At 49.0% G+C, this 16866-nt stretch carries 16 protein-coding genes and 1 pseudogene; 11 read left to right on the forward strand and 6 right to left on the reverse strand.

The features are described 5' to 3' along the window. Positions 1 to 172 precede the first annotated feature (172 nt). The gene (gene map, locus WA407_RS17305; RefSeq protein ID WP_023986734.1) at positions 173 to 919 is read left to right on the forward strand and encodes a type I methionyl aminopeptidase; all 747 of its coding nucleotides are present in this window, start codon (positions 173 to 175) and stop codon (positions 917 to 919) included. A gap of 40 nt (positions 920 to 959) precedes the next feature. Further along, on the forward strand, positions 960 to 1103 hold the full coding sequence (locus WA407_RS17310) for a diguanylate cyclase domain-containing protein (protein ID WP_235307062.1): 144 nt from the start codon (positions 960 to 962) through the stop codon (positions 1101 to 1103). A gap of 117 nt (positions 1104 to 1220) precedes the next feature. Here WA407_RS17310 and WA407_RS17315 read toward each other — a convergent pair whose 3' ends face one another. After that, on the reverse strand, positions 1221 to 1718 hold the full coding sequence (locus WA407_RS17315; RefSeq protein WP_103046767.1) for a CcdC family protein: 498 nt from the start codon (positions 1716 to 1718) through the stop codon (positions 1221 to 1223). A gap of 165 nt (positions 1719 to 1883) precedes the next feature. Then, positions 1884 to 2360, reverse strand: coding sequence for a disulfide oxidoreductase (locus WA407_RS17320; RefSeq protein ID WP_336077879.1), 477 nt, complete (start codon positions 2358 to 2360; stop codon positions 1884 to 1886). A gap of 235 nt (positions 2361 to 2595) precedes the next feature. On the opposite strand from WA407_RS17320, the gene WA407_RS17325 reads away from it, so the two are divergent. Then, positions 2596 to 3222: a nitroreductase family protein gene (locus WA407_RS17325; RefSeq protein WP_235307064.1), complete on the forward strand. Its 627-nt coding sequence runs from the start codon at positions 2596 to 2598 to the stop codon at positions 3220 to 3222. Positions 3223 to 3326: 104 nt separating this feature from the next. Here WA407_RS17325 and mprF read toward each other — a convergent pair whose 3' ends face one another. Then, a complete protein-coding gene (gene mprF, locus WA407_RS17330) occupies positions 3327 to 5969 on the reverse strand; it encodes a bifunctional lysylphosphatidylglycerol flippase/synthetase MprF (RefSeq protein WP_336077880.1) in 2643 nt (880 codons plus the stop codon). 211 nt (positions 5970 to 6180) lie between these two features. On the opposite strand from mprF, the gene WA407_RS17335 reads away from it, so the two are divergent. From WA407_RS17335 to WA407_RS17350, 4 genes are all read left to right on the forward strand, one after another. Continuing rightward, the gene (locus WA407_RS17335) at positions 6181 to 6951 is read left to right on the forward strand and encodes an AAA family ATPase (RefSeq protein ID WP_061831164.1); all 771 of its coding nucleotides are present in this window, start codon (positions 6181 to 6183) and stop codon (positions 6949 to 6951) included. A gap of 38 nt (positions 6952 to 6989) precedes the next feature. After that, positions 6990 to 7508, forward strand: coding sequence for a GyrI-like domain-containing protein (locus WA407_RS17340; RefSeq protein ID WP_336077881.1), 519 nt, complete (start codon positions 6990 to 6992; stop codon positions 7506 to 7508). A gap of 213 nt (positions 7509 to 7721) precedes the next feature. Next, positions 7722 to 8924: an MFS transporter gene (locus WA407_RS17345; RefSeq protein ID WP_235307067.1), complete on the forward strand. Its 1203-nt coding sequence runs from the start codon at positions 7722 to 7724 to the stop codon at positions 8922 to 8924. A 222-nt stretch (positions 8925 to 9146) separates the two neighbouring features. After that, positions 9147 to 10199, forward strand: a complete 1053-nt coding sequence (locus WA407_RS17350) for a lactonase family protein (RefSeq protein ID WP_336077882.1) — start codon at positions 9147 to 9149, stop codon at positions 10197 to 10199. A 120-nt stretch (positions 10200 to 10319) separates the two neighbouring features. Here WA407_RS17350 and WA407_RS17355 read toward each other — a convergent pair whose 3' ends face one another. Next, positions 10320 to 11276 carry an ArsR/SmtB family transcription factor gene (locus WA407_RS17355; RefSeq protein ID WP_061831167.1) on the reverse strand — a complete coding sequence of 319 codons (957 nt, stop codon included), beginning with the start codon at positions 11274 to 11276 and terminating at the stop codon, positions 10320 to 10322. A 273-nt stretch (positions 11277 to 11549) separates the two neighbouring features. Next, a complete protein-coding gene (locus tag WA407_RS17360) occupies positions 11550 to 12515 on the reverse strand; it encodes a hypothetical protein (RefSeq protein WP_336077883.1) in 966 nt (321 codons plus the stop codon). A gap of 199 nt (positions 12516 to 12714) precedes the next feature. On the opposite strand from WA407_RS17360, the pseudogene WA407_RS17365 reads away from it, so the two are divergent. From WA407_RS17365 to WA407_RS17375, 3 genes and pseudogenes are all read left to right on the forward strand, one after another. Next, a pseudogene (locus WA407_RS17365) lies at positions 12715 to 12834 on the forward strand (GNAT family N-acetyltransferase); the annotation flags it as partial. A gap of 85 nt (positions 12835 to 12919) precedes the next feature. After that, positions 12920 to 13552, forward strand: coding sequence for an NAD(P)-dependent oxidoreductase (locus WA407_RS17370; protein WP_336077884.1), 633 nt, complete (start codon positions 12920 to 12922; stop codon positions 13550 to 13552). Between the two features lie 33 nt (positions 13553 to 13585). Then, positions 13586 to 15304, forward strand: coding sequence for an NAD(P)H-hydrate dehydratase (locus tag WA407_RS17375; protein ID WP_336077885.1), 1719 nt, complete (start codon positions 13586 to 13588; stop codon positions 15302 to 15304). Here WA407_RS17375 and WA407_RS17380 read toward each other — a convergent pair. Next, positions 15288 to 15782, reverse strand: a complete 495-nt coding sequence (locus WA407_RS17380; RefSeq protein WP_061830043.1) for a hypothetical protein — start codon at positions 15780 to 15782, stop codon at positions 15288 to 15290. The genes WA407_RS17375 and WA407_RS17380 overlap by 17 nt on opposite strands. Positions 15783 to 15952: 170 nt before the next feature. Here WA407_RS17380 and WA407_RS17385 point away from each other — a divergent pair, with 170 nt between their 5' ends. Next, positions 15953 to 16789: an HAD hydrolase-like protein gene (locus tag WA407_RS17385; RefSeq protein ID WP_235307071.1), complete on the forward strand. Its 837-nt coding sequence runs from the start codon at positions 15953 to 15955 to the stop codon at positions 16787 to 16789. Positions 16790 to 16866 lie beyond the last annotated feature (77 nt).

The raw sequence follows: 16866 nt of genomic DNA on the forward strand, positions 1-16866 counted from the left end.
TAATTTTGCATACTGGTATACAAGTTATGGAGTATTATATACCCCGTTTGAGATCCTTGTAAACGGTGTCAGTTGACATCGGTTCCATTTCGCTGCTTTTAGCGTTACAATAGAAGCAGAAAAAAGAAGCAGTGAAAAGTGGAACGAACACGGAAAAGAAGGAGACCGTTTAATGATTATCATTAAAACCAAAGAACAAATTGAAAATATGAAAAAAGCTGGAGACATTTTGGCTGCTTGCCACCGGGAAATTGCCAAAATGATCAAGCCAGGCATTACGACACTGGAAATTGACGCCTTTGCGGAATCCTTTATGAAGAAGCATGGCGCAACACCGGAGCAAAAGGGCTATAACGGCTACCAGTTTGCAACTTGTGGCTCACCTAACGATGTGATTTGCCACGGCTTTCCGAATAAGACACCGTTGAAGGACGGGGACATCGTGACGATCGACATGGTTGTGAACCTGAATGGCTGGCTGGCAGATTCCGCTTGGTCGTATGCGGTGGGTAATGTGTCTGAGCAGGCGCAAAAGCTGCTGGATGTTACCAAGGAATCGCTGTATAAAGGGATTGAGCAAGCCGTTATCGGTAACCGGATCGGAGATATTTCCCATGCGATACAAACCTACGCGGAAGCGGAAGGCTTCTCGGTCGTACGCGAATTCATTGGGCATGGCATCGGGGAAGAAATGCATGAGCAACCGCAAGTTCCTCATTATGGACCCCCGCACCGTGGACCACGCTTAAAAGAGGGTATGGTCATTACAATTGAGCCGATGCTCAACACAGGCACATACCGCAGTAAAATTGATGCGGATGGTTGGACCGCACGCACGTTGGACGGCGGCTTGTCTGCGCAATACGAGCATACGCTGGCCATTACAGCAGATGGTCCGATCATTTTGACCCAGCAATAAAAGCAGGCACCCATCGGGAGCATACAGACTAACGGGTTGAATGACAGTCAGTCTGGGCATATTCATCTGGCTCCCCGAACGCCAGAGTGAGCATGAAGAGCTGATCGAGCAGGCAGATCTGATGCTGTACACTGCGAAGACAGAGGGACGCAATCGAGTAGCTCCTTTTTCCCGGAATGCATAATGTAGACCTGATAGACTAAAAGACCAAAAAGACCAAAAAGACACGGCTCCTGTTGGGAGAACGTGTCTTTTTGGTCTATACAGCAACATGCGAGCGTGCATGTTAAAAACCCGTTTGTCAGATGCGAACTTCCGTCTCGTTCGGAACGAACTGACGATATTGGAAATACATACGAAGCCGCCAGTGTAACAAGGTTCCGAAGGCCAGGATGAAAAATAGCCCTGCTGTCTGCGGAATGGTAATGTAATGCTGAATAAATTCATGCAGCAGCAATCGGACGATCAGCAGGCTGATCAGAATAAAAAAGAAGGTACGTGAGCGTTGGACGAAAACCAGCCCTTCTTGCAATTCAAATTTGGTGCTGCGGATCAACGGGTAAGAAAAAATAAACCAGCCGACCAGAAAAGCGCCCAGCGCCCAAAGCCAGGGAACCCGTACTTCCGGCACCACAAACATCATAAAACCGGTGCTCATGCCGAGCGGAGGAATGATGATTTTTTTGGCATTAATCGGGCGATGGCCTGTCTTCATACGGATGAAAATAGCCGAAATAGCGATTACGATCATACCGAAGGTTGCGCCATATTGCAGCAATGGGGTGCTAATATGAAACATGGACTGGCCCCCTCTATAAGGAATATAAGCGTTATTGGACAGACTGCAAACCTTTTACATTATACCACATATGCAATGGATATATTTAGTTACAGTCTTTCCTCTGGCAAGCGGATTATACGCCTCTTGGTGGTAATGGGTCCTATAATGAGGTCTCTTTCATACTTATGCGAGTTCCTTTGCTTGTACCTCTCCTTGAGCTGATTTTTTCTCCTGACGCATGATATAACCCATGGCTGCAATAATAAGGATAAAGGCGATCAGTGCGAGAAAAGGAATGGTAATAAAATCGAACCAGTTCAGGTAATCCTGTTCACAGGATACTCTGCCGCAGGAAGTTGAAGTTTGCGCAGCTGCTTTGGCGGCTGCATGGATGCGCTGAATGATAAAATGATAGGCTGAAATCGCGCCTCCAATGATAGCCAACGGCATGACATAACGGCGTATCTCCGAATCTCCTCGAAAATAGGCGATCCCGAGCAGAAGGGTCAGGGGATACATCAGAATGCGCTGAAACCAGCACAGCTTACAAGGCTCATACCCCAAAATCTCGCTGAGATACAGACTGCCCAAAGTTGCCACACAAGCTACAACCCAGGCGGCAAACAAAGCAATATCCGTTTTTTTAAAAGATCCAATCATAGTAACGCTCCTTTTTTAATTCAAATGAGAACAAAATGAACTCACCCGTGTCTTGTCCCATCGGCAGGCATCTGCCGATATGTATGTCTTAATCCGTATTGTACTGTATTTTGAGTGCAGGGTCATACTTAAACATATTGACATCATTCACTATCATTTTTATAATTGCAGTAGTTTGGGAAGTTAATGAGGATTCAAGTTAGATATATATTAAGAAATTAGGAGTGTGCCTAGAATGTCGAGCAGTCCAAAAAATGAAACTCTATCTACTATTAGTGAAAGACACGCGGTAAAGAGCTATGTTAAGGATTTTAAATTGCCAGAGGAAGATTTGGAGGCTATTTTGACTGCGGCGATAGAAGCTCCTTCCGCTTGGAACCTTCAACACTGGAAATTCCTTGTCATCGAAAGCGAAGCGGACAAACAAAAATTGCTACCTATCGCCTACAATCAGGGTCAAGTAGCGGAAAGTTCCGTTACGATTGCCGTATTGGGTGATTTGGAAGCGAACCGCAACACCGTCATTTATGATCAAGCGGTAGAAGCAGGCGCACTGCCAGCGGAAATCCGTGACGCATTGGTAGGTCAAATCAACGGCGCATACCAAAATCCGCAAGTAGCTCGCGATGCAGCCATCCTGAACTCTGCTTTTGCAGCACAAAATATTATGCTGGCTGCTAAATCTTTGGGCTACGACACTTGCGCAATGGGCGGTTTCATTCCAGCACAATTGATCGAGCAATTCAATATTCCAGCACGTTACCTGCCAACTATGCTTATTAGCGTAGGTAAGGCACAAGTGCCAGCACGTCCATCAGGACGTTTTCCATTGTCTGAAGTTGTTGTAAAAGGCAGCTTCTAAGAACATTTGTGAATAAAAAGGGTGTTCCTGCAACCGTTCGTGGTTGGGAACACCCTTTTTTACGTTGTGTTAGGCTATTAAAATTCCTGTTGTCAGCCCTTTGTTTAGTCCGATCGTTTGGACACGAGATAAACAAGCTCCAGCGTCAGGATCGGTAGAAAGACAGAAGCCGGATAGGCCAGATAGCGCGGCTCCCATTGGGGCTTGAACTTATCCTTAAAGCGCCGAAGCCCCTGAAAACCGTAAAAATGTCCCCCATATTGGAAAACAAGTCGAGCCAGCTTTTCCTCGCGTAATGCCTTTTCGCTTTGTCCTACCTGGGACAGCGGTGCCATTCCCAGATTAAATGTCGTATATCCACTCTCCTTGGCCCACTCAATAACCCGTGTGAATAAATAATCCATCGTGCCATTTGGCGTGTCAGGCAAGTGGCGCATCAGGTCAATGGAGACCGTCCGTCCATGATCATAGGCAGGGGCCATCGTAGCGAAAGCGATGACCTTCCCTTCAGAGTCCTTTAGCAATGCAATCGGAGCCAACTGAAGATAAGATTCTTTGAACCAGCCGAGTGAATATCCCTTCTCCTTGCGCCCGTCCAGCCAAATATTCGAAACATGCCGCATCTCTTCAATCAGTGACGCCTCGAGAGGCGGTTGGATGATTTCGAACGAGTAGCCCTCGCGGTCAAAGCGGTTTTTGGCGCTGCGTAGCGCCTGATTGCTTTTGCCCGTCAGTGTAAATGATTCCAGCGGTACCAGTGCTTCCTCGCCCAGTTTGAAAAAGCGATAGCCGTTCTCGTGATAGATGGACAAATACTCCGGCGAGGCCTGATAAAATACAGCCGTTAACGCATACCGATCTGCGAACCGCTGGAATTCCTGAATGGCTTCACTTACACGTTCTTTTGGACCGAGGGGGTCACCTAATACAATCAGTTTGTCCCGGCTGCGAGCATAGGGAATGACGACCTGTTCATTTTTGGTCCAATACAGATATTTATCACCCAAAAAAAGCATATGAGATACGAGATTACCACCCTGCCGTTCCAAAAATTCTTTTAGCTTATCCAGCTCCTGCGCGTCGGGTAGATTGGCGATGCTACGCTGAGGTCGAAGAAAGAAATACACCGTTAGGAATACCCATGCCAAAATCAGACTAAACACAGCGGTAACTCCGTAATCGCTGCGGTTCATAAAAAAGTCCAGATGGACCTTGGCATGCAAATGGCGCATAAAAGGAGTGTTGGAGCCTGCCCCAATGATAAAATAAGCCCCGGTTACGAGTAGGGATAATCCACCCCATATTAAAATGTTGTGCCGATTCAGCGGAGCACTGACCCGATAAAACCGTGAACGTGAGATCCATAGCATTAACGCCACAAACAGCAGGAATAAGGCTTCTTCAAAATCTAGCCCTTTAGTGAAGGTGAAAATAGCTCCTGTCAGCAGCAGTATCAATGTCAGCCGCAAGGCTCTGCGAATACGCAGAGAGATTCCGTGGGACAGGACGACAAGCATAATCCCGATGATGACCGAGATTTCATGCGACAAGCGCATCACGGGCAGGCTGAGCAAATGCTCAGCAAAACGTAGCCGATATAACAGACCGGGCGTAGCTGCCGACAAAAGAAGCACCACGCCGGAGATGAGTACCAGCTTACCAAGCGCCCATACCCCTAGATCGGCCAAAAACCGGAATTGACCAGGCCAGCCCCATACCTTCTGCCAGGCATTAAGGGAATAATCCCAACCCGTCTCAGCTAGCTGATTCAGGCGCTCGTTACGTGGAATCATTTCCAGCGCGGCTAATACCAAGCCGATGAGCCACGGGATGATGTAATAAAAGATACGAAAGACCAGCAGCACAGCCAGTGCCCGATCTGAGTTGGCTCCCGCCATTTGCAGCCCGAGCAGAGCAATGATGTCGAATGCCCCCACCCCTCCGGGTGCAAGACTGATCAACCCGGCAATCGCGGCTATCACATAAATGCCGAACACAGCATGGATCGGAAGTTCATGGAGCAAGTGCGAGCCGATCCATGCAAAGGTAAGGCCAGCCAGCAGCCATTCCAGCAGAGAAGCACTAATGGAAGCGGAGATAGTGGACCAGGAAAGCTGTCCTTCTCCCTTGTTGAACCATGTGGAGTACCGTTTGGAGCGCTGCATGATCAGAAATAGCGGCAGGTACAATGCCATTCCCCACAGCGCCCAATGAAGCCAAGGATGAGCATCCAGCACAGGCTGTACCGGATACAAATGGACAATGGCCCCCCAAGCCAGTAAAGATAGTCCGGTAATGACGACCGGCGAAAGAAACACGACGGCAGAGGTGATGACACCTAACGGCACACCGCTTTTTTTATACAGTACGGTGCGAAGTCCCGCTCCTGTAAAGCCTGCAAAACCAAAGACATTATTGAAGGTATTGGAGATCCACGCGTAGCGAAATGTCGTCCCAGGCTTGACCTGAAGCTTGAAATGATGCCTGATTACGTAATCGTAGGCGCTCATAGCCGCCACGGCAGCCAGTGAGAATAAGCCAATTTCGATGAGAAACGTGGCATCCATTCGCCGCAGCTCATGAAACATACGCGCCAGATTAAAGTCATTTAGTTCTCGTCCGGCCTCCCATATAATAAAAGCCAGTACAGCCAACGGTAGCAGAATACGTGTCAATCGCTGCCTGTAGATGGTCATCAAGAACTGTACGATTTTAAAGGATTGGGTCGGTTTGTGATTTGACTTCATAGATTCACCTGCTTGAAAAGAATGAGATATACACGAAATAAAGTACTTAGAATTCATGCCCAATGAACATTACTATACATTATACCTACAATAATCGCTTGAATAACAACAGAAGGGTTACGAAATGGGATTTCCGATTGATTGCTGTAAATAATTCCAATATAATGATGGAAAACCTAGTGAATTGCTTGGCAATGGAGCTGAACTGGACATGAGTATATGGGACCGCAATCTTTTCATACGTCGCCTGGAGCTGATATGGCCTCCAGATGCTGACGAGAGCCAATATCCGTTTAACTTAAAAGCCCTGCACCAGTGGAACGAACTGAAATTCCATCCTTCCGTCACCTATATTATTGGAGAAAATGGCGTAGGTAAATCGACGCTTATGGAGGCAATCGCGGTCGCGTGGGGATTTAATCCAGAGGGCGGTACTAAAAATTTCAATTTTTCTACACAAGCCACGCATTCCTCACTGTATGAGCATATCCGGCTGGTGAGAGGGGTGGAAAAGCCAAGGGATGGCTTCTTTTTCCGGGCGGAGAGCTACTATAATGTGGCGACTCATATCGACGAGCTGGATCGAGAAGGAGGAGGGCGACCGATTCGAGATTCCTATGGGGGTAAATCGCTGCATGAGCAGTCGCATGGCGAGTCTTTTTTTGCTGCCTTTGTGCATCGGTTTGGAGGACAAGGATTGTATATTTTGGATGAACCGGAGGCTGCGTTATCACCTTTGCGCCAGATGGCCATGCTTGCACGGATTCACGAGCTGGTGCAGCAGGGCTCGCAGTTTATCATTTCTACTCATTCCCCTATTTTGATGGCTTATCCAGATTCCATCTTGTATCATCTGACACATGAAGGGATCGACACCCCGACGCTGGAGGAAACCGATCATTTTATCATTACGAAACAATTTCTGAATAACAAGGAAAAGATGATACAGGAGCTATTCGAAGATCCACAACAGGGATCGTAGAGACCAGAGTAGCATCCGCTTGATGAGGAGGAAATAGGATGAATTCAAATCTCATTGTGGACATTCGACGATTACCTGCTTTCAAGGTGGCGGCTCTGACCGCACAGGCCCCTTTTGCCAAGCTGGGTGATGAGGTACGGAAGCAGTGGCAACGGGTGCAACAGACTGTTCCAGAGATTCACCCTGGTCGTCTGGACGTGGATACGGGCTATGTGTTAACTCCCCAATGGACAGTTGCTCAGGAGAAAGGAAGTATGACGGTCAAGGTGGGCGTTAAAGTGTCCTCTTGGAACGAAATACCGGATAGCCTTGACCGCATTGAGATACCTGAAGGGGAATATGCGGTCACCCGTTTTCAGGGAGATCGTGAACGACTGAACACCATTTATGATGACCTGTTTACTTGGATGGAGCGTAATGGTTACGAGCGTAATACTACGGAGGGGGCATATTGGATCGAGTCGAATCGGCTTAAGCCTGTGAATCCTTTTGATATTCCATCCACAGAAATTCAGCAATTTGATTATGATATTGCAATTGCTATTGTTCAAAAATAAAGGATTATGAATCGTTATGAGAGGGACAACGTCGTCTATTCAGGTTGTTCCTCTTTGCTGTTCTGCCAAAGGAAAGATTCAGGGTTATCGGAAGTATTTTATGATTGTTATTTGTCTCACACTCTATTAATATAATGGAGAGTTTTGCTGGAATGGTTGCAAAATAAGATTTTCGTATACGAAATAAAGAACCTGAGGAGGACAAAACGCTACATGTCAGATTCACAACAGTTAAAAATGGGGCCGCTGGTCATTTTGATGATTAATATGTTTATTGCCATGCTGGGAATTGGCCTCATTATTCCGATCCTTCCCAAGTTTATGAGCTCCTTGGGAGGAAGTGGTGAAACGGGTGGTTATTTGGTTGCCGTGTTTGGCTTAACCCAATTCCTGTTTTCGCCGCTAGCGGGAGAATGGTCCGATAAATACGGACGTAAAAAAATGATTATTATCGGTTTGGTAATCATGACGGCGTCTTCTGTATTGTTTGCGATTGGGGAATCGTTGACGATGCTGTATATCTCCCGTTTGCTGGGAGGTGCAGGGGCAGCTTTTATGATTCCTCCGATGATGGCCTATATTGCTGACATTACAACGGTCCACAATCGCGGTAGAGGAATGGGGTTGTTGGGTGCCGCCATGTCTCTTGGCTTTGTGATCGGTCCAGGTGTGGGCGGCTTGCTAGCAGATATCTCAATTCGTACGCCCTTATATGTTTCGGCGGCCGTATCGGGCGTAGCTGCACTGATTTCCTTGATTATGCTGCCCGAAACCTTGTCGCTGGAGAAACAGTTGAAGTTTCGGAATGTCAAGGTCAAACGGGACAATGTGATTAAACAGTTTGCCCTTTCTTTCCGCAAGCCTTACTTTATGCTGCTGATTATGATATTCACGTTAACCTTTGGACTGACGCATTTTGAAACGATGTTTCCTTTCTTCGTGACGGGCAAGTTTCATTACAATGAGCGTGATATTGCTATCATTATTACGGTAGGAGCACTGGTCGGAACCGTGATTCAAGCTGTGGTCATTAGCCCGATGTTGAATCGTTTTGGCGAAAAAGGTGTCATTATCGGTTCCTTTCTGTTTTCAGCGATTTCCCTTGTGCTTATGCTGCTCTCCGGCAACTTTTATTATGTACTCGGGGTATCGCTCATCTTCTTTACCGCTACGTCGTTGCTACGGCCAGCCATTAATACTGCTTTATCCAAAATGGCGGGGGATGAGCAGGGAGTTGCAGCCGGCATGAACAATGCTTATATGAGTATTGGTAATATTCTAGGACCTGCGCTTGCGGGTACATTGTTCGAGGTGCATATCAATTTGCCATACATTTTTGGGGCAGTCATTCTCATTCTTAGTTTGGGGCTGGCTGTAAAATGGAATAGCAGAGATACGCAAAACACAGCGGTTTAATATTGTATTTTTCGTAAACTTAGTCTCTTTTGGAGTGAACTGTGACGTTCTTATGAACCACAGTTGGCGCCGAAGGAGGCTATTTTTTTGCATATATCGCGAAACGTTAATGAAACAACAGAATCTTGGGTAATAATGCATCATGAGTTTACAACAAGACAAATAGTAGAGCTTAGAGCTAGATAATATGTAAAAAAAACAGCTAGAAGGAGATGAGAGCCGATGGAAGAGCGAAATGAGCAGTTATTTTATACAGGAACTTATGCGTCTCGTCAGGAAAGAGGAATATATGTATGTGCTTTGCATGTGAACAATGGTGATCTACGCATGGTTGGAGGTGTGGAAGGGATTGAGAGGCCTTCTTTTCTCGCGCTACACCCGGATGGGACGAAGCTGTATGCTGCCAGTGAAACAGAAGAAGGCGAGCTGTATGCGTATCAGGTAAATGCCCAGACGGGGGAATTACATCCTTTGGATCGAAAAGGGACGGAGGGAGCGCATACTTGCTATGTTTCCGTAACATCCGATGGACGATATGTGCTGGCTTCCAACTATTCAGGCGGCAATGCCGTTGTGTTCCCTTCGACGGAAGCTGGAGGATTAGGAGACATGTCGGGGCAAGTTCAGCATACCGGCTCAGGTATTCGCCAGGACCGCCAGGATGCGGCACATCCGCATTCGATTATTCCAGATCCTTCAGGACAGTATGCCCTGGTATGTGATCTGGGACTGGATCAGATTGTGGTATACCGTTTGACAGAAGATGGAATACTGGTGACCCATCGTGAGACAGATTTGCCACCTGGTTCTGGACCGCGTCATCTGGTTTTTCATCCTTCGCGTCCATATGCTTTTGTCGCCAATGAGTTGAACAATACAGTCGCTGTGTTTAGTTATAACGAACGTAATGGTGAGCTTACATTGATGCAAAGCCTGTCCACACTGCCAGAAGGCATTATAGATGTAGAAAATACAGCAGCCGATATTCGGATTACGCCCTGTGGACGCTTTTTGTATGTGTCAAACCGCGGCCATGACAGCATCGTGCTATACCATGTCGATCTGGACAGCGGCAAGCTGAAGACGGTGGAATGGGTGGAAACCTTGGGCAGCACACCGCGTAACTTCAACATCTTGTCCGGTTATCTGGTAGTAGCGAATCAGGATGGAAACAACATCGTATCCTTTGCCATCCATAGTGAGGATGGACGGCTGACCCGAACGGGATATGTGCTAGAGGTTCCTTCACCTGTATGTATTGAACCTGTACGCTAATCGCATAGCACCTGGCATAAGAGTACGATATAAGTGGATGAAAAAATAAAACACGGCGCTTTGCTTCCCATGAGAGGTATGGGCAAAACGCCGTGTTCAGGTTTTGAAGTGAACTAAAAGTTATTTGCTAGTATCGCCAGCTTCTACCGTTACTGTTTTGGTATGATTTTCTGCATGTTTGTAGTACAAACGGAACAGGATGTCCTGATTGTAGTTACCAAATCCGGTACCGAACAGAGTAACCCCTCCAACATGCTGGGCATCATCCAATATGGCAATACGGAATTTCCATTGCTTCTGATCAATCAGTACTTGGCTTAAAGTTACGTCGGATATCTGCTTGCCATCCATAAAGGTACCTTCAGAGGTAACGCGAAGTCTTTTAAGGAGACCATATTGATTGATAAAATCAGGCCACCATGCAGGTGTGTATTTACCCCGGTTATCCCCGAAATCCCCTGGGCTGGTCCATGTACCCAAATTCACATCATTTAGGAAAAAAGTGATATCTGAAGGCCAATTATCATTGGTAAAAGGGGCCTCGGATGATAGTTCCATCGAAATTTCCAGTTCCTCAGCTTTTTGGCTGGACAGTAGGAAATTCGGCACCTTATAATCCATATATCCTTGGCTGAACCATAGAATTTTGGAATTGAAGCGCTCAGGGTCCAAGAACGAACGAGGCTCATCGAATTCACCAATGATCTTTTCGACGGTAGCCAGTCCGCAGGTCGCCTGTATTTCAAAATCTGTAAAGTGTCCCACAGAAATCTCCGTCTGATGGAATTGTCGTACATCCTGCTGGTAGCGTGGCATGGCGATTTCAATTTTGTCTGTAGCCAGTGAGCACACTTTCTGTACTCCGCCTCGCCCAGGCAGCATTTTGGTCGAAATAATGGACGCTCTCTCCAGTTTCTTAACATGCATCGTCATAATCGCACTGCTGAGACCCAACGCTTCCGCCAGCTCACGTATATTCATAGGCTTCTCCGCAAGCAGAACAATCATGTTTAGCCGAACCTCACTGGCCAGCGCTTCATAAACGGGAAGTGATTTTTCAGAAATGTCCAGTTGCATAGTTCCTCCAATTCTAACGCACATCATAAATTGATGGTAGTTTAACATATATGGATTTTTTTCAATATTCATACATAAAAAACGATATGATTTACATTTATATAAACAATATACCCTTTCCTTGATCACTGGCACAAGCCTAACCCCTCAAAAAGCCAAAAATTGTTCAAAAAACAGGACACCCCATAATCTCTTTCTTTGTTGTTGGGATGTCCTGTGATGGTATGTGATTTGCAGGGTGGATACGGGAATAGAATCCTGTGCTATTGGTGTTTAGGACCGGATATGTTCTTCTGCCAAAGAAGAGTCAGCCGTTTTATCTTTATCTGCTGCGTGTAAATCCTGATGTTGAGAAGAATCTGCCTTGATCAAGCCGGGATGACCAACATAAGGACGATCACTGCGCGAGCGGCCGCGGGTAAGTCGGAAGCCAATCAAGAACAGCACAAGCTGAACAGCCAGTATGTAGGGAGATGCTTCCGGTCCGATCCATTGAAACAGAGCGACAGCGGCGATCACTAAGCACAACAGGCTTGTTGGAAAATGGGATGCCGTCACGTCCAGATCATTTTGTCTGCGCAGGGTCATCAGTCGGTACACATACAGTAGAGCGATCAAGCCGGAAACGAACCTCATCCATGCACACTCTATGAGCCATGAGGCAGATTGTGCAGTATCGGGCAGACTAACATCGACATGGCTGGAGGCTATCAGTTCCATAACCAGCCTTGTGACCAACCAGACGATTCCTGCCAGCGCCAACGGACCAGCTGCTGGGCGCAATAGCTTCCACAATGCTGTTCCCCAGCCCGGAGCATGAGATTCCAGCAGAACAAGACGCCGTTCCTCGATGAGTTTGTTCATTTCACGCTCCAGTGATTTGAGAAGCAATTCTCTGCGGAATGTATCACACTCCCGAAGGGATGCTTGAACCTGCTCTTGAAGGTGAGGGGTCAAATAGGGAGCAGCTTTGGCTTCCTGAAGAGCGTGGATGAGTCCGTTCTGGTACTGCTTTTCGCTGTTATTGAACCCGTTCTGGGTAGCGGTTTGGAGACAACCAGCTAATCGTCCATAAATACGCAGCGATTCCTGTAATTCTTCCAGCCGCTGCTGACGTGAATTTCGAAGCTGGGCTGCACTGTGAACATACAGCCATACCAGCAAAGACAACGCCAGCAGGAAGGCAATCAGACCGGGTGAGATATATGCGGCTAACGCCGCGAAGTCCGTCGGGGACACCCGCAATCCCTCCTTCCATTGTTCTTTCTACACTATTGCACAGACCATACAGGCATTTCAAGGGCTTGTATCCCTTTGACCAGGATATATGAAGTATTTTTTGGTAAAATAGACAAGATTACAAGCAGGAGGAGATTCAGCATGGATAAAAATGTAGAAATTGCAACAGAACATCATGAGACATCGAATCAACCGTACGGGCAGCCTTGTGACACTGATCGCGGATAAGCCGGCCGACCGCTTGTATGCGCAATTCGGCTTCCAATTGGTCAGTCCGAGGTCGGAAGGGATGTACTGGCGACAGCCGGGGGGACTGTAAGCTGACATGCTGTACGGGTTTAGGCTGGATATAAAACGGATAAATAACAGTAAGTAAATTATAGACAGGAAGAGGGCACATTTATATGAAAGTTATTATTTTCGGAGCAACAGGAACCATTGGTCAAGCTTTAGTAAAGGAAGCAATCAAGCGTAAGTATGAAGTGACGGCGGCGGTGCGCGACCCGCAACGTGTGACGGAGCAAAGTGAATATTTGACGGTGGTTCAAGCAGATATTTTAAATCCGAATTCCGTTACGGACGTGGCCAAAGGGCACGATGCTATCATTAGCGCATACGGTCCCAAGTTTGGAGAAGAGGAAGAACTGCTCGAAGCGACTCGTTCTTTGCTGGAAGGAACTCGGCGTTCCGGCGCGGAGCGCATACTTGTCGTTGGCGGAGCGGGAAGTCTGAAAACAGAAAACGGTGAACGCCTCATGGATACCGCCGAGTTTCCGGAGGAAGTGAAGCCACTGGCGGCTGCCCATGCAGATGCACTGGAGCTGTACCGCGCTACGGATGTAGACTGGACCTATTGTAGTCCTGCCGGAATAATTGAATTGGGAAAACGTACAGGACAGTTCCGTATTGGTTTGGATCATTTGGTGGTTGACGAATTAGGCCATAGCCGTATCTCGGTCGAAGATTATGCGGTAGCCCTGATTGATGAGTTAGTAGAAGGGGAGTTTGTCAATTCCCGTTTTACGGTTGGATATTAATAAGCAGGGATAGCTATACGGGAGGCGAAAAGCATGTATATGGTGACCGCCGAAGAAATGCGAGAATTGGATCGCTATACAATTGACAAGCTGGGTATTCCGGCCCTTACCTTGATGGAAAATGCCGGGCGCGCGGTAGCTTACGAGGTGTTGAAGCTATGTGCCGAAAGAAGTGGGAAGAGCAATGGCGGCGGCTTCTCAGTAGGCACTGCTGATCTAACACGTGGAAATGATCGTGCTGAAGTGTTGGGGTCGCAGTGGACAGAAGAGGTTACACACACAGGACCGGGGGATATACCGGGACATGGCGGTGTTATACGGACAGAGACGTGGAGTCAAGGACGACATGACTTACGGGAACGAGAACACTGGTATATCCTCGTAGGCAAAGGCAACAACGGTGGTGACGGACTGGTGGCAGCCCGTCATCTGACCGATGCAGGGCTGCGCGTCACCGTTGTGTACGTCGAGCCGCCAGACACGCTACGCGGTGAAGCGGCTGCGCAACGCGATATCATCGCGGCTCTGGGTATCCCGGTGATTCTCTATGGCCGGGATACCCTCGACCTGCGCGGCGCCTCCGGCGTCGTCGATGCCCTGCTGGGCACGGGCACGCAAGGCCCGCCGCGCGAACCCTACGCCTCGCTGATCCGCGAGGCCAATGCCAGCGGCGCGCCGCTCGTGTCGGTAGACGTGCCTAGCGGCCTCGACGCCGACACGGGTGCGCTGCACGAGCCGTGCATTCGTGCGCGCGTCACCGTATGCCTCGCTTACTTGAAGCGTGGGCTCGTCCAATATCCGGGCGCCGGGACCGCAGGCGATGTGGTGGTACGCTACATCGGTATTCCACCCGGCCTTGCCCGTGAGTGCGGCGTGCAGCTGCGGCTCTTGACCCGTGACACGCTGCGCGCTGCGCTGGACGTAGATGTAAGTCGCAGCCGCGTGCCGGACGGGCACAAGGGCACCTACGGTCATGTTCTCGTCGCGGCCGGGAGCCTGCGCATGAGCGGCGCGGGCTTGCTGGCCGCACGTGCCGCCCTGCGCATCGGCAGCGGCCTTGTCACGTGGGCGGTGCCCGAGGCGTTGTTGCCGCGCGTCATTGGCGCCGCGCCGGAACTGATGCTCGCTGCCGCAGCAGCAGGTGGAGACGGCGAATGGAATGCCGACTCCGCAGACGAGCTGCTACAGCTCGCGCAGGCACGTGATGTACTGGCCGTCGGCCCCGGCCTCGGCCGCTTTGCAGGGGACACCTGCTGGCTGCGCCGCCTGTGGGAGGAATACGGCGGTCCGCTCGTGCTTGATGCGGACGCCTTGAACATCCTCGCCTCGGCGGGGCCTGAGCTGGAGGCTTGGAAGCCGAGAAGTGCGGCGGTCGTACTGACGCCGCACCCCGGTGAAATGGCTCGTCTGCTGGGCATACCGACAGCAGAGGTGCAGCGTGACCGCATCACCCATGCCCGGGAGTACGCCCGGACACGTGGAGTCACGCTGGTGCTCAAAGGAGCGCGCACGGTCATCGCTTGTCCCGACGGAACGGCCTACGTCAATACTACAGGCCATGCTGGGATGGCGACAGGTGGTGCGGGCGATGTGCTAACAGGCATCATCGCAGGTTTGCTGGCTCAGGGCTTGAATGCTTCGCAGGCAGCAGCATTTGGCGTGTATCTGCATGGTGCGGCTGGAGAAACAGCCGCACGTCATCGCCAGCATCCTGCCTCTGTGATCGCTGGCGACATTATTGAAGCCCTATAGGCCATAGCAGCAGTGGCAGGAGGAAGGCCAGCATGATCTGTAATCCATATTCACGGTTCAGCCAGTGCCTTCCTCCATAATACAGCAGTGTAATCCCTGCACCTGCTATGCCGTTGCTCCATGAAATGCCCGTTCCGGCAGGCGACATCAAAGAACCTAGCAGGAGAAAGACACTGAATCCTGCAGCGAGGTATAGGGTGAGCTGCTCAGGCTTGCGAAGCCAGGGTAAAAGATCGCGTAGTGCATCAGCGGCAAGAGCAGCAGGAAGGGCAAAGCCATAGGCCCACAGCTGCGCGGTCAGTTCACCACTATTGCCTGCTATAGTCAGAGGAATTCCTGTTATTTCCTCTGTCAGATAGCAGTAGATCCATAAGAGACCAAAAACTAATCCTCCACAGGCTAGTTTATTCAGCGCATAACAACCAAGCTCCATCCGCCAAGGCATTTTGGAATTAAATTCATTCCAAGGCTGTCTCATGTTGCGACTCCTCCTCTTATCACACTCGGTATTCACAACCAATCAAGGAATTTATTTTCAATTACAATCCGCTTACCGTTTACGACATTTCAGTTTACGTTAGCTGTGTATCATGTTCCTAAGCAAAATAAAGATTGCGGATAGCCGCGGTACGGAAAGGCGGGGATTGCATGATACAGGCGGTTATTTTTAATCTCGAAAGTACATTGTTAGACCCCGGAGGACGAGGCTTAACCCAGGGAATGCGTGACATTTTCAGATGGAAAGGTATACAGGTAACTGAAGAACAGGTATCTCATGGGCGAGGAATGCCGATCCGGGATCATATTGCAAATGTGCTGGGACTTTCAGAGGTTCGGAAAAAATGGCTGGAGTGCTTTGGTGCGCATCCTGGCAGAGTGGATATTGAGCATATTTATCTTGAGCTTGTCCCTGTTCTCCGCTCCTTGATCCAAGGGGCTGAGCCTGCTATCGGTATAGACAGGGCGCTGCAGGAGTTGCAGGATCGTCGCATTCAGTCAGGTGCCACTGCATCCTGTCCGATGGAGATGCTCAGTCACGTATTTACGCCTGCACAATCCCCCTATACGCTGGATTGTATGGTTGCCCCTTGTGAAGTTTCGCAGGGGAGACCTTATCCGTGGATGATCTATGAAATTGCACATCGCTTGCAGGTATTTCCGCTGAGCGATATTGTGAAAGTAGGGGATACAGCAGCCGATATGCAAGAAGGACGGAACGCCGGTGTATGGACGATTGGTGTCTTGAACCATAACGAAAGCGTGACGACCGCAGCTCAAACGACCAGCCATGAAGCGGACGACAGAGTGGCTGAGGAACGACGCAGACAGAGTGTATATGGTTTGAAAAGAGCAGGAGCCCACATCGTGATGAACTCGGTCGCTGACTTGCCGCGTATTTTGCGTGAAATCGAAATGCTCCAGCATACGGGAGGTTATCCTTCTTATACGAAACAGGTGAAAACAGCGGCGCTACCTCCATCATAAGAACGTGTATGATTCTGGGTTGCTTGAAATCACACTTCTAGGTTATATGTATGCACCTACTCGGATAAAGGTGAACC

It is taken from the genome of Paenibacillus sp. 203, assembly GCF_037027525.1.
Classification (GTDB): domain Bacteria; phylum Bacillota; class Bacilli; order Paenibacillales; family Paenibacillaceae; genus Paenibacillus; species Paenibacillus polymyxa_B.

Bases quoted from the DNA above. Each gene is read 5' to 3' on its own strand.
- WA407_RS17335 (WP_061831164.1), top strand. From the start codon at position 6,181: ATGAGTATATGGGACCGCAATCTTTTCATACGTCGCCTGGAGCTGATA.
- WA407_RS17355 (WP_061831167.1), bottom strand. From the start codon at position 11,276: ATGCAACTGGACATTTCTGAAAAATCACTTCCCGTTTATGAAGCGCTG.
- WA407_RS17375 (WP_336077885.1), top strand. From the start codon at position 13,586: ATGTATATGGTGACCGCCGAAGAAATGCGAGAATTGGATCGCTATACA.
- WA407_RS17385 (WP_235307071.1), top strand. From the start codon at position 15,953: ATGATACAGGCGGTTATTTTTAATCTCGAAAGTACATTGTTAGACCCC.
- WA407_RS17310 (WP_235307062.1), top strand. From the start codon at position 960: ATGACAGTCAGTCTGGGCATATTCATCTGGCTCCCCGAACGCCAGAGT.
- map (WP_023986734.1), top strand. From the start codon at position 173: ATGATTATCATTAAAACCAAAGAACAAATTGAAAATATGAAAAAAGCT.
- WA407_RS17370 (WP_336077884.1), top strand. From the start codon at position 12,920: ATGAAAGTTATTATTTTCGGAGCAACAGGAACCATTGGTCAAGCTTTA.
- WA407_RS17325 (WP_235307064.1), top strand. From the start codon at position 2,596: ATGTCGAGCAGTCCAAAAAATGAAACTCTATCTACTATTAGTGAAAGA.
- WA407_RS17340 (WP_336077881.1), top strand. From the start codon at position 6,990: ATGAATTCAAATCTCATTGTGGACATTCGACGATTACCTGCTTTCAAG.
- WA407_RS17350 (WP_336077882.1), top strand. From the start codon at position 9,147: ATGGAAGAGCGAAATGAGCAGTTATTTTATACAGGAACTTATGCGTCT.
- mprF (WP_336077880.1), bottom strand. From the start codon at position 5,969: ATGAAGTCAAATCACAAACCGACCCAATCCTTTAAAATCGTACAGTTC.
- WA407_RS17320 (WP_336077879.1), bottom strand. From the start codon at position 2,360: ATGATTGGATCTTTTAAAAAAACGGATATTGCTTTGTTTGCCGCCTGG.
- WA407_RS17315 (WP_103046767.1), bottom strand. From the start codon at position 1,718: ATGTTTCATATTAGCACCCCATTGCTGCAATATGGCGCAACCTTCGGT.
- WA407_RS17345 (WP_235307067.1), top strand. From the start codon at position 7,722: ATGTCAGATTCACAACAGTTAAAAATGGGGCCGCTGGTCATTTTGATG.
- WA407_RS17380 (WP_061830043.1), bottom strand. From the start codon at position 15,782: ATGAGACAGCCTTGGAATGAATTTAATTCCAAAATGCCTTGGCGGATG.